Here is a 12587-nt window from a genome sequence, read left to right as displayed (position 1 = left end):
TAAGCGCTGAACCTGGGCGCTACCAAAAACAGCTCGAAAATCGCTTGTTTTTCTCGTGCGACCAAATTATCCTGACGGTCTGCGGATGCTCGTACACGGTCGCCAGTCTTGTCTATCCCAACCGACGAGACGGCCCTTGCAATCGAACCACGGGAGCACGCCATGCATATCATTGATCTTGCGGACGAAAAAAACGACCTGCGCGCTGTCATCGAGCAAGTGTTGAAAGATGTGGACGTCACCGTCATCAAGCTCCAAGATGCATCGGGTGCCGTCGTGATGTCTCTTGAGTATTTCAACAGACTGATGGAGACTGCCTACCTGCTGAGCTCGCCAGCTAACGCCGCGCAACTGGAAAAATCAATCGCCCAGGCGCGTGCTGGCGGCGCAAAGCAAAGAGACCTGATCGAAGTCTCCGACGCCGAATAGTCCCCGCACCTACCACTACTAAGCCGCCCCGCCCTACCTGCGCAGCAGCCGCAAGCCGTTCGCCACCACCAGCAGGCTCGCGCCCATGTCGGCGAACACGGCCATCCACATTGTCGCCTGGCCGGTGAAGGTGAGCACCAGGAACACCGCCTTGATGCCCAGCGCCAGGGCGATGTTTTGCGTCAGCACCCGCGCCGTGGCGCGCGACAGGCGGATGAAGGCGGGAATCTTGCGCAGGTCGTCGTCCATCAGCGCCACGTCGGCCGTCTCGATGGCCGAGTCGGCGCCGACCGCGCCCATGGCGAAGCCGATGTGGGCGCGCGCCAGCGCGGGGGCGTCGTTGATGCCGTCGCCGACCATGCCGACCAGGCCGCCACCCGCGTCCGCCTGCAGCGCGCCGATCTTGGCCAGCTTGTCCTCGGGCAGCAGGTTGCCGCTGGCCTCGTCGATGCCGACCAGCTTGGCGATGGCCTCGGCCGTCTGCGTGTTGTCGCCGGACAGCATCAAGGTGCGCACGCCCAACGTGTGCAGGTCGGCGATGGCCTGCCGGCTGGTTTCGCGCACCGTGTCGGCGACGGCGAAGATGGCGAGCACGCCGGCCTCGTCGGCCAACATCACCGCCGTCTTGCCCTGCCGCTCCAGCGCGAACAGCTGCGCCTCGATGGCCGGCGAGCACTGGCCCAGCTCCTCGATCAGCCGGTGGTTGCCCAGCTGGTACAGGCGGCCGGCGATGCTGCCGCGCACGCCCCGGCCGGCGATGGCGGCGAAGTCGTCCACCGGCTGCGCCGCGACGCCGTCGGCGAGCGCCGCCTGCGCGATGGCCAGCGATACAGGGTGGTCGGAGCGCGCCGCCAGACTGGCGGCATCGCTTCGGATCTGCGCGGCGTCGCCGCCGAGCACAACGAAGTCGGTCTGCGCCGGCTTGCCGTGGGTGATGGTGCCGGTCTTGTCGAGCGCCAGCACGCGCAGCTTGCGGCCCTCCTCCAGATACACGCCGCCCTTGACCAGGATGCCTTTGCGGGCGGCCGCCGCCAACCCGCTGACGATGGTCACCGGGGTCGAGATCACCAGCGCGCACGGGCAGGCGATCACCAGCACCACCAGCGCGCGGTAGGCCCAGTCCAGCCACTCGCCGCCGAACAACAGCGGCGGCAGCAGCGCCAGCAGCAGCGCGCCGACCACCACGGACGGCGTGTAGACGCGGGCGAAGCGGTCGACGAAGCGCTGCGTCGGCGCGCGGCTGCCCTGCGCCGATTCGACCGCCTGGACGATGCGCGCCAGCGCCGAGTTGCCGGCCTCGGCCGTCACACGGAACTCGAAGGAGCCGCTCTGGTTGATGGTGCCGGCGAACACGCTGTCGCCCTCGGCCTTGTCTACCGGCAGGCTTTCGCCGGTGATCGGCGCCTGGTTCACCGTCGAGCGGCCGCTGCTGACCACGCCGTCGAGGGCGATGCGCTCGCCGGGCCGCAGCCGCACCACGGCGCCCACCGCCACGGCGCTGGCCGGCGTCTCCAGCCAGGCGCCGTCGAGCTGCTGCACGGTGGCCGTCTGCGGCGCCAGGTCGAGCAGGCTGCGGATGGCGTCGCGCGCGCGGTCGAGCGAGCGGGCCTCGATCAGCTCGGCCAGGGCGAACAGGAACATCACCATCGCCGCCTCCGGCCAGTGGCCGATCAGCACGGCGCCGGTGACGGCGACCGACATCAGCGCGTTCATGTTGAGTTCGCGGTTCTTCAGCGCGATCCAGCCCTTCTTGTAGGTCGACAGGCCGGCCCCGGCAATGGCCGCCAGCGCCAGCGCGACCACCAGCCAATGGTTGTCGCCGATGATCCAGTGCGCCGTCTCCGAGGCCAGCGCGCACGCGCCGGCCAGCGCCATCGGCCACCACGGCGCCTTGGCCGGCGGCGCGGCGTCGGTCGGCGCGGCCAGCGTGTCGAGGCGCTGCGCCCGCATGTCGATGGCGTCCAGCGCCGCCTCCACGGTGTGCAGCGAATCCAGGCTGTGCTTGACGGTCAGCGTGCGCTGCATCAGGTTGAAGTCGAGGCCGCTGACGCCGGCCACGCCAGCCAGCTTGGCGCGGATCAGCGCCTCCTCGGTCGGGCAGTCCATATTGTCGATGCGGTACTGCGCGCTGCCGGCGCCGGCGGGGGAAGGCGGCGCCACCGGCGCGGCGGTGGGCGCGGCGGCGCTGGAACAATCACAATGGCTGCAGTCGCTGTCGCTCATGCGGTACTCCGGTGTCTAGGGTCAAGGCCCATTGTAAGTCTTTCGGCGCGCACTTTCTGGCAAGAACGGCAAAAGTTTAATCATGGAAAGATTTGCGCTATGATAATAATGCCCGCGCCGCCGCGGCCATGAAGTATCCGCCGCCCCCCGCTAAGCAGCGCGCGCCGCATAGTGCCGGCGTGGCATTTGCCACCATCCACCACCAATAGGGAGAACATATGAAAATTCAGGCAATCAATGACAACAACGCCGCGCCGGCCTCGGTCAGCGTCAAATCGTCCAATAAAGGCGTCAGCTTCGGCTCCTTCATGGCGGCGGCCACGGCGGCCGAATCGGGGCCGGCGGCCGAGCTGGCGGCCTACGCCAAAATGACCCCGGCCCAGCGCATGCGCGCTTCGGTGCTGAGCTCGATGGGGCTGAAGGAAAGCGATTTGGCGAACATGTCGGCGGCCGACCGTCAAGCCATCGAGGAGAAGATCGCCGCCAAGATCAAGGAAAAACTGGACGAAGAGATCCAGAAGAAGGCGCTGAAGATCGGCTAGCCAGCCGACGGTAATAAGGTGCTTGACCTCAAGTTGGCTTGATGTTTTACAGTGGCCTCGGTCCGGTGCGGCAGCCCGCTCGCACCGACCCATTGCAACCACAGAGGCCCCATGAGCAGCTCGCATCCATCGCACACCTTCACCAACCCGCCCGGCCTGTACGATCCACGGCCGAACGGCTACACCCACGTCGTCGAGGCGACAACGCCGGCCCGGCTGGTCTACGTCGCCGGTCAGGGCGGCGAGAACCAGCTCGGCGAGCTGTCGCCCGACTTCGCCGAACAGATGCGGCAGGCGCTGGCCAATCTGCGCACCGCGCTGGCGGCGGCCGACGCCACGCCGGCCGACGTGGTCAAGGTGACGGCGCTGATCGTCCACCACAGCGAGGAGCGGCTGGCCATCTTCAGCGCCGCCATGCGCGCCATTTGGGGCGACAAGGCGCCGGTCTGCACGCTGATTCCCGTGCCGCGCCTGGCGCTGCTGGGCATGCTGTTCGAAATCGAGGCCACCGCCGTCACCTACCAGGCGAACGAGGTCTGGTAGCGGCCACGGTCCTTGCCGCCGGTAAGGGAGGCAGGAAAGCCTCGCCAAGGCTATTGAATTGTGCAAGTATCTATTGCAAAATGTACCATTGAGCAACTTTCCTCCACCGCCCGCCCTTCCGACGCCCACCGATGATACAAACCGTTCAGACCTCCGCCGGCCCCATTCAACTCATCCCGCAAACCGTGCTCGAAACGCCCGACTTGAACATCTTCGAGGCGGCGTCGATGACCTTGGTCGTCGGGCCTAACGGCGCGGGAAAGACGCGCATGCTGGCGTCGATGATCGACGCCGTGCTGGCCGCCGACGGCCGCGACGGCGCCGACCACCGCGACACGCTGGTCGTGTACTATTCGCCCATGCCCTGCGGCTTCAACCTGCCGGTCCATGCGCAATTCATCAATCTGCAGGACGGCATGCGCGCCGACAAGAGCCAGAAGGAACCCAACCTAAACGTCCTGAACAATCTCGACGACGTTTTCGACGTCCAAGCCAAGGTCGTCATCCGCTTCTTTTCCACCAACAATGTCTATAAGCAGATCTACTCCTTGCTCGCCGGCCACGGCAAGCCGGACCTGTCGACATTGACCGAGCCCCTGCGCCGCGCCATCGCACAACTCGCGGAAAGCCGCGTCGAGTCCGACCATAGCAGGCGCACGGTCGGCGTCATCGGGCATATCAACTCGCTGGCCTATGATGCCGAAGCGGCCGCGCGCGAGGAGTTGGGCCAGGCGATCGAGCGGTTTCTAAAGGCCAAGCTGGGCGCCGGCTACCGCCGCGAGATCCTTGCGGCGTCGTACACGATCGCCAGGCACAACAAGCCGATCGACTTCATCCAAGCGATGTTGCAGCGACTCGGCGTGACATTTGCCAGGCCGGCCGGCAAAACCGCCACGGCCCAAAAGACCTATGACGGCGCCCTGAAGGAGCTGGCCGACATTGCGGTGGTGCTCGGCGACGCCGAGCTAAGGAAAGCCGAGTACGCGCTCACCGAGAGCAGCCTCGCCGGTCTGGCGAAACTCGGCTACAAGAAGTATTCGAGCATCTCAACAACCGGCCTCAGTTCCGGCGCCGCCGCCCTGCTGTCCCAGTTCACCAAGATCGAAGAGTCGATCAAACAGACGATATCGGAACGCCCCGGCCTCAAACATCTGCTACTACTCATCGACGAGGGCGATATTTTCCTGCACATCGGCTGGCAGCAGAAGTACGTCGCCTATTTGAATCGCCTTGTCGAAAAAAACCTCGGCAACTTGTTTGAAGACATACAGCTGGTCCTGACCACCCACTCCCCCGTCTTGATGAGCGACTTCCCCCGCGATTGCCTCGTCACACTGGAGGACAAGTCCATCAGCGTGGCCGACGCGCTCGACGAGACGCCGATCAATCTGCGCAAACGTGCCAGCCAGGCCCTGTCCTTCGGCGCGCCGCTGTCGAGCATCATCAACACGACCGGCGACGCGGGAACCATGGGAGCCTTCGCCATGCAGCACATCGAAAACGTGCTCAAACGCTTGCAATCCCGCGAACCGGTGGCGCAGTACCACATCGACATGATCGACGATCCCTTCGTCCAGAAGTACATCCGCATGCTGACCGACAGGAGCTAGACCATGCTCATCAATATTGCCGGCGTCTGGGCCGATGCCGAAACAGAGCACCAAAGCTATGTGGATGACATCGTGAAGTACTTCCTGACCATTGAGCACGGAAACTACAAATACCTTGGCAGCACCGCCTTTGGCGATTTCTTGCAGGCCAATTCGAGCAAATTCGCCCTGGGGAAGCCGGCCGAGCTGGAGCAGATCGTAGAACGCGCCAAGGCCGCGCAAAAGGGAATGAGCGACTTCGATAAGCTGGCGTTCCGGACGGACGCCAAACTGGTGTTCAACTACGGGAAATTCTGCGCGAAGAACTCGCCTTTGTGGAATGCCTATTCCCTGTGCGCGAAGGCCAAGCACACCGTCTGTCCCTATTGCCAACAGGCGTACGCATTCACGATCAGGAAGGCCCGCGGCGGCGCCTTCCGGCCGACGCTGGACCATTACTATCCCAAGGGAAAGTACCCCTACCTGGCATTGTCGCTGTACAACCTGGTTCCGTCCTGCTACTCCTGCAACAGCTCCCTGAAAACCACCAAGGATTTCTACAGGAAGAAGCACCTCCACCCGTTTTCCGATGCGGAGGCAATCAGCTTCTTCTGGGACATCAAGTCCTACCTGAAAAAGATGGGCACTGGGAAGTCAGATTTCCAGCTCAAACTGGTTTTCGACAAGGCGAACACCAGCGCCAAGAACTCCGCCAACACCTTCCTGCTCAAGGAGCGCTTCGGCGGTCATTCGTGCATGCTCGAAGTGTTCGCGGAAACCGTCCAAGTGTGGAACGAGAGTCCCATCCTCAACAGACACATCTCGAAGAACGGCTTCAACTTCAACTTCACCGAGCAGCACGCCTTGGGTTTCGACAAGGCGAACTACAAGAACGAGATGCTCGGCAAGATCAAGTTGGATCTGTACGACGCCCTGATCCAGTGGAACAAGGCCTGGAAGCCCTGACGCAGAATCGGCCTCGAGGGGGCGGCCTCAAGGGACCTGCCTCGAGGACCTGCCTCAGATGCCGCTGACGGCGGCGGCCTTTTCCTTGTCCGTGCGCAGCGGGCAGACCAGCGGCAGGAACTGCTGCTGGCGCGCCGAATAGGCCATCAGCGCGCCGCTCTCGATGTCGAAGTACCAGCCGTGCAGCTTGAGCAGGCCCTGCTCGACGCGGCGCTTGATCCACGGATAGGTCAGCAGGTTGTCGAGTGACAGCAGGATGCTGGCCAGCTCGCAGGCCTTGTGTTGCTGCTCCGAGCTGCGGTGCGCCAGGTCGCGCCGCACGCGCTGCGCCACCGGCTCGGCGATGCGCATCCACTGGCCGACGAAGTCGGTCTCGGCGACCGGCTGGCGCGGCGCCATCAGCGCGCGGATGCCGCCGCAGCGGGCGTGGCCCAGCACGATGATCCGCTCCACCTCCAGACTGCAGACGGCGAACTCGATGGCCGAGCTGACGCCGGCCGAGGCGGTCGGCGTGCACTCCGGCACCAGGTTGGCGATGTTGCGCACGACGAACAGGTCGCCCGGGTCGCCGCCCATCAGCAGCATGGGGTCGACGCGCGAGTCGCAGCAGCCGATCAGCAGGGTGCCGGGGCGTTGGCCGGCGCGCAGATTGTCGTACAGCGTCTGCGATTCGCTGAAATACTGTTGTTGAAAACGGCTGAAGCCGTGGACGAATTTTTCGATGTCTTCCATGATGGTTCCTCGCTAGTCACTCGGCGTTAAGTGTCGCGCCTGGCGGCGTCGGCGTCGTGGCGGCGCGGCATGCGCGCCGTCGCGTCGGCAACATCGGCGTCGGCGTCGGCGCAGCCGGCGGCGGCCTGCGCCCGGCTGCGCCGGCGCGCCCGCGCCGTGTCCATCGCCAGCACGGTGGCGCCGGCTTCCGGCGCCGCGTAGCCGCCTGGTGCGGCGGCCGGTATGTCGATTTCGTTGATGGCGCCGACCAAATGGCCGATGCGCGCCAGGCTGTGGTTCATGTCGTCGAGCGAGGCGCGCAGGCGGCGCGCCTCGGCGTCGGCGCGTTCGCCGCGCGCGCCGCCGGCCTGGCGCAAAGCCTGCTCGAGCGGCCGCACGATGGTCCGCTGCAGCAGCAGGCCGGCGGCGATCGACAGCAGCACGCCGACGGCGACGGCGGCCAGGCAGGCGATGCGCACGCCGGCGCCGACCTCCACGCCGCCGGCCAGCACGATCAGGCCGACGGCGCCGAAGGCCACCAGCAGCACGGCCAACAGGCCGGTGGCGAACAATAGCCGCATGCGGGTGGTCAACTGCTTGAACATAGGGTACTCCAAAAAGAGGCCGGCACAGTGGCCGGCCCGGATTAACGTTGGCGCCCTCGGCCGCTCAACCGGCGCACAGGCGCAGTTTGTCGGCGTCGAGGATGGTGACGCGGCGGCCCTTGAAGGCGATCAGCTGCTGGTTGCTCAAGTCGGCCATGATGCGCGAGAAGTGCTCCGGCGTCAGGTTCAACCGCGAGGCCAGCACCGACTTGGCCACCGGCAGGGTGATCTCGTCGACGCAGTCCTCGGCGCGGTCCTTGAGCAGGTAGCCGACCACGCGCTGGGTGCCCGAGCGCAGCGAGTACGACTCCATGTCGCACATCAGGCTGTGCATGCGCTGGCTCAGGCCGGCCAGCATCTTGCAGGCGAAGCCGCAGTCGGCCTCGATCTCGCGGAAGATGGCCGGCTTGGACACGTGCAGCAGCAGCGTGTCCGTCATGGCCTGGGCCGAGACGATGTAGGGGCTGCCCATGAACATCAGCGCCTCGCCGAAGCTGTGGCCGGGGCCGATCAGCTCGATCACCTTCTCGGCGCCCTGGGCCGAGATGAACGACAGTTTCACCTGGCCGTACAGCACCACGTGGAAGCCGACGCAGGGATCGCCGCGCTGGAAGATGGCCTGGCCGCGCTCGACCCGCACCTCGGTGGTGCCGAGGGCGATGCGGTCGAGTTCCTCCGGGCGCATCGAGTTGAACAGCGGCACGCGCGAGAGGAAGGTCTGCACCTTGATTTTGGTTTTGTCCATAACAGGTCTCAGATGGTCTTGGAGTAGCGCGTCGGGCTCGGACCTTCCGGTCGCGGCGCGTGCAAATAATGGTCGAACACCATGCAGATGTTGCGGATCAACAGGCGGCCGCGCATGCTCACGGTCAGCCGCAGGCCGTCGATGCTGAGCAGCCCCTGCTCGGCCAGCGGCAGCAGGCGTTCCAGCTCGGCGGCGAAGTAGACGTCGGCGGGCACGCCGCCGGGCAGCGCCAGCGCGCCCAGGTCCAGCTCGAAGTCGCACATCAGCTGGCCGATGACGCTGCGGCGCAACAGGTCGTCGTCGCTCAGGGCGATGCCGCGCGCCACCGGCAGTTCGCCCTTGTCGAGCCGTTCGTAGTAGTGGCTCAGCACCTTCTCGTTCTGGCTGTAGCTGCGGCCGACGGCGCTGATGGCCGACACGCCCAACGCCACCATGGGCGCGTCGGCGTGGGTCGAATAGCCCTGGAAATTGCGGTGCAGCTCGCCTTCGCGCTGGCTGCGCGCCAGGTCGTCCTCGGGCAGCGCGAAGTGGTCCATGCCGATGTAGACGTAGCCGGCCTCGGTCAACCGGGCGATGCACAGGCCGAGCATCTGCAGCTTGGTCTCGGCGTCGGGCAGTGCCCTCGGCGACGATCAGGCGCTGCGCCTTGAACAGGTGCGGCAGGTGGGCGTAGTTGTACAGGGCGATGCGGTCGGGCCGCGCGGCGATCACCTTGTCCATGGTCGGCGCGATGCTGGCCAGGGTCTGCTTGGGCAGGCCGTAGATCAAGTCGACGCTGATCGAGCGGAAGCCGCTGGCGCGCGCCGCCAGCAGCACCTCCATGGTTTGTTCGTAGGGCTGGACGCGGTTGACCGCCTGCTGCACCACCGGATCGAAGTCCTGGATGCCCAGGCTGATGCGGTTGAAGCCCTGCGCGCGCAGGCGCGCGATGCGCGCAGGCGAAACGGTGCGCGGGTCCACCTCGATGGAGAACTCGCCCTCCTCGTCCGAGGCGAAGTCGAACCACTCGCGCAGGTCGGCCAGCAGGCCGTCCATCTGCTCGTCGCTCAAATAGGTCGGCGTGCCGCCGCCGAAGTGCAGCTGCTCGACCCGGTTCATGCCGGCGAACAGCTGGCCCTGCATGGCGATCTCGCGGCGCAGGTAGTCCAGGTACTCCACCGCCTTGCCGTGGTCCTGGGTGATGATCTTGTTGCAGGCGCAGTAGTAGCACAGCGACTCGCAGAACGGGATGTGGATGTACAGCGACAGGTCGGCCAACTGGCCGGCCGCGCGCACCTGCCCGACCGCGTGCTGGTACTGCTCCGCGCCGAAGTCGCCGGCGAAGCGGTCGGCCGTCGGGTAGGAGGTGTAGCGCGGTCCCATCTGGTTCAGCTTCCGCACCAGGGCGGCGTCGAACTCGACGGAGGGCGTGATCTTGATCACGCTGGCAGGCTTGTTCATACTATTTCTCCGATCAGCAAGGCATGGCCGCGTTTTTACGGGCGTAGCACCACCAGGTGATGGCGATGCAGCTGATGTAGAAGCCGACGAAGCCCCACAGCGCGGCGTCCGGACCGCCGGTCAGGGCGATCGAGGTGCCGTAGCTCTTCGGAATGAAGAAGGCGCCATAGGCGGCCACGGCCGAGGTGAAGCCCAGCACGGCGGCGCCCTCTTTGTTGGCGTCGACGATGGCCTGCTCCTGCACGGCCTTCGGCTTGCCGGCGGCGGCGCGTTGGCGCTCGGTCAGGAAGATCACCGGGATCATGCGGAAGGTCGAGGCGTTGCCGACGCCGGTGCCGGCGAACAGCAGCATGAACATCCAGAAGAAACCGGTGAAGTTGCCGGCCACGCCGCCGTGCGGCAGGAACTGCACCACGCCGTAGACGGCCAGGCACATGACGACGAAGGTCCAGACGGTGACCTTGGCGCCGCCCAGCTTGTCGGCGATGATGCCGCCGACAACGCGGGCCAGGGCGCCGACCAGCGGGCCGAGGAAGGCGTACTGCAGCGGGTTGACGTCGGGGAACTGGGTCTTGATCAGCAGCGGGAAGCCGGCCGAATAGCCGATGAAGGAGCCGAAGGTGCCGGTGTAGAGCCAGCACATCAGCCAGTTATGCTTGCGCTTGAAGATCACCGCCTGTTCGGCGAAGGAGGCCTTGGCCGAGGCCAGGTCGTTCATGCCGAACCAGGCCAGGACGGCGCTGACGGTGATGAAGGGCACCCAGATGAAACCGGCGTTCTGCAACCACATGCTGCTTTGGTGGCCCAGCTTGGTGACGGTCTGTGCTTCGCCGCCCAGGCTGCCGAAGACGCCGGCGGTGATCACCAGAGGCACGATGAACTGCACGGCCGACACGCCCAGGTTGCCCAGGCCGGCGTTCATGCCCAGCGCGTAGCCCTTCTGCGCCTTGGGGAAGAAGAAGCTGATGTTGGCCATCGACGAGGCGAAGTTGCCGCCGCCGAAGCCGCACAGCAGCGCCAGGATCAACATGGTCGGGTAGCCGGTGGTGGTGTCCTGCACCGCCATGCCGATGCCGATCGCCGGGATCAGCAGCGAGGCGGTGGAGATGGTGGTCCACTTGCGGCCGCCGAAGATCGGCACCATGAAGGAGTAGAAGATGCGCAAGGTGGCGCCGGACAGGCCGGGCAAGGCGGTCAGCCAGAACAGCTGGTTGGTGCTGTACTTGAAGCCGATGGTCGGCAGGTTGACCACCACCACGCTCCACACCATCCATACGGCGAAGGCCAGCGCCAGCGCGGGGATGGACAGCCACAGGTTGCGGTTGGCGGTGCCGCGTCCTTCGCTCTTCCAGAATGCGGGTGCCTCTGGCTCCCACGTGTTGATCAAATATTTGCTCATTTCAATCTCCTGATTCGTCTTGCGCGTGATGCGCCCAATTATTAAGTTCTTCGCGGCCTGTCAGGCTGCTACAGCGGTGGCCGCCGGCGCCTTTTCGGCCGGAGGGAAGGAGTAATGCATCCAGATCAGCGAAACACAGACCGTGCCGTACAACAGCATGAAGGCGCTCGACCGTACACCGGTCAAATCGACCAGGGCGCCGAACATGATCGGCAGGATGAAGCCACCCAGGCCGCCGGCCAGGCCGACCACGCCGGAGACGGCGCCGATGTTGTCGGTGAACTCGTCGCCGATGAACTTGAACACCGAGGCCTTGCCGATCGCCATGGCGGTGCCGACCACGAACAGCAGCACGGTGAACATCCACGGCGTCAGGCCCAGGTTCATCACCATGTCGCCCTTGACGGTCTTGATGATCATGCTGGTCTGCGGATACGACAGCAGGAAGAAGCAGACCCAGCACACCCACATCACCCACCAGGTCACCTTGTAGGCGCCGTAGCGGTCCGAGATCCAGCCGCCCATGGCGCGCAGCACGCCGCCGGGCAGCGAGAAGCAGGCCGCCAGCAGGGCCGCCAGGCGCAGGTCGAAGCCGTATTCGGCGACGTAGTATTTGGTCATCCACAGCGCCAGGCCGACGTAGCCGCCGAACACCACCGAGTAGTACTGGCAGTAGCGCCATACGCGGCGGTCCTTCAGCACCTTCATCTGTTCGGCGAAGGTCACCGTGCCCGACACCAGGTGCGACGGGTCGCTGGCCGAGAAGGCCCAGAACGCCAACGCGGTCACCAGCATGGCGACGGCGTAGACGGTGGGCAGGCTCTGCCAACCCCAGGCGGCGATGATGGCCGGCGCGACGAACTTGGTCAGCGCGGAACCGGAGTTACCGGCGCCGAAGATGCCCATCGCCAGACCACGGCGCTCCTTGGGGAACCAGCGCGCCACGTAGGGCGTGCCGACCGAGAAGGAGCCGCCGGCCAGGCCGACGAACAGGCCCAGCACCAGAAACTGCCAGTAGGCCGTCGCCAGGCCGATCAGGTAGATCGGCACCACGGTGGCCAGCATCAGCAGGAAGAACACGATGCGGCCGCCGAACTTGTCGCACCAGATGCCCAGCGGCACCCGCACCAGCGAGCCGCTGAGCACAGGCATGGCGGCCAACAGGCCGAATTCGGTCTCGTTGAGGCCGAGTTGCTTCTTGATGGGGATGCCGAGCACGGCGAACATCATCCAGATGGCGAAACAGATCGTGAAGGCAAAGGTGCTGCTCACCAGCACCTGAACCGCCTTGTTGTTGCTATTTACAGTAGTTGCCACTTTCCTTCTCCCGACAGACACAATCCGATGACGTCAGGGTACGCGGTGGTGCTCAAAGACACTATTGGCCGGAGGGAT

The 12587-nt window shown here is 65.3% G+C and carries 11 protein-coding genes and 1 pseudogene; 5 read left to right on the top strand and 7 right to left on the bottom strand.

The features are described from left to right. Positions 1-162 precede the first annotated feature (162 nt). Entirely contained in the window at positions 163-429 is a 267-nt protein-coding gene (locus QC826_RS12045; RefSeq protein WP_279765831.1) for a type II toxin-antitoxin system Phd/YefM family antitoxin, read from the top strand. 33 nt (positions 430-462) lie between these two features. On the opposite strand, the gene QC826_RS12040 is transcribed toward QC826_RS12045, so the two are convergent. Beyond that, positions 463-2652: a heavy metal translocating P-type ATPase gene (locus tag QC826_RS12040; protein ID WP_279765830.1), complete on the bottom strand. Its 2190-nt coding sequence runs from the start codon at positions 2650-2652 to the stop codon at positions 463-465. A 218-nt stretch (positions 2653-2870) separates the two neighbouring features. On the opposite strand from QC826_RS12040, the gene QC826_RS12035 reads away from it, so the two are divergent. The 4 genes from QC826_RS12035 to QC826_RS12020 all read left to right on the top strand — a co-directional run bounded on the left by QC826_RS12035 (position 2871) and on the right by QC826_RS12020 (position 6292). Further along, positions 2871-3194, top strand: a complete 324-nt coding sequence (locus QC826_RS12035) for a hypothetical protein (protein WP_093390359.1) — start codon at positions 2871-2873, stop codon at positions 3192-3194. A 111-nt stretch (positions 3195-3305) separates the two neighbouring features. Further along, positions 3306-3737: a RidA family protein gene (locus QC826_RS12030; protein ID WP_279765829.1), complete on the top strand. Its 432-nt coding sequence runs from the start codon at positions 3306-3308 to the stop codon at positions 3735-3737. Positions 3738-3868: 131 nt separating this feature from the next. Continuing rightward, positions 3869-5347: a hypothetical protein gene (locus tag QC826_RS12025; RefSeq protein WP_279765828.1), complete on the top strand. Its 1479-nt coding sequence runs from the start codon at positions 3869-3871 to the stop codon at positions 5345-5347. 3 nt (positions 5348-5350) lie between these two features. Continuing rightward, a complete protein-coding gene (locus QC826_RS12020) occupies positions 5351-6292 on the top strand; it encodes an HNH endonuclease (protein ID WP_279765827.1) in 942 nt (313 codons plus the stop codon). 54 nt (positions 6293-6346) lie between these two features. Here QC826_RS12020 and QC826_RS12015 read toward each other — a convergent pair whose 3' ends face one another. The 6 genes and pseudogenes from QC826_RS12015 to QC826_RS11990 form a co-directional block, all read right to left on the bottom strand. Then, the gene (locus QC826_RS12015) at positions 6347-7024 is read right to left on the bottom strand and encodes a carbonic anhydrase (RefSeq protein WP_279765826.1); all 678 of its coding nucleotides are present in this window, start codon (positions 7022-7024) and stop codon (positions 6347-6349) included. 26 nt (positions 7025-7050) lie between these two features. Beyond that, positions 7051-7608, bottom strand: a complete 558-nt coding sequence (locus QC826_RS12010) for a hypothetical protein (RefSeq protein ID WP_279765825.1) — start codon at positions 7606-7608, stop codon at positions 7051-7053. A gap of 64 nt (positions 7609-7672) precedes the next feature. Continuing rightward, on the bottom strand, positions 7673-8353 hold the full coding sequence (locus QC826_RS12005) for a Crp/Fnr family transcriptional regulator (RefSeq protein ID WP_093390685.1): 681 nt from the start codon (positions 8351-8353) through the stop codon (positions 7673-7675). A gap of 8 nt (positions 8354-8361) precedes the next feature. Next, a pseudogene (hemN, locus tag QC826_RS12000) lies at positions 8362-9793 on the bottom strand (oxygen-independent coproporphyrinogen III oxidase). A gap of 13 nt (positions 9794-9806) precedes the next feature. Then, entirely contained in the window at positions 9807-11192 is a 1386-nt protein-coding gene (locus QC826_RS11995) for a NarK family nitrate/nitrite MFS transporter (RefSeq protein ID WP_279765823.1), read from the bottom strand. 60 nt (positions 11193-11252) lie between these two features. Beyond that, on the bottom strand, positions 11253-12422 hold the full coding sequence (locus tag QC826_RS11990) for an MFS transporter (protein WP_245774470.1): 1170 nt from the start codon (positions 12420-12422) through the stop codon (positions 11253-11255). Positions 12423-12587: the final 165 nt, after the last annotated feature.

This window comes from Rugamonas sp. DEMB1, assembly GCF_029834475.1.
GTDB classification, from domain to species: Bacteria; Pseudomonadota; Gammaproteobacteria; order Burkholderiales; family Burkholderiaceae_D; genus Rugamonas; species Rugamonas rubra.
Note: the sequence above shows the minus strand (reverse complement) of the source record. Positions and strands in the feature narration are given on the sequence as shown.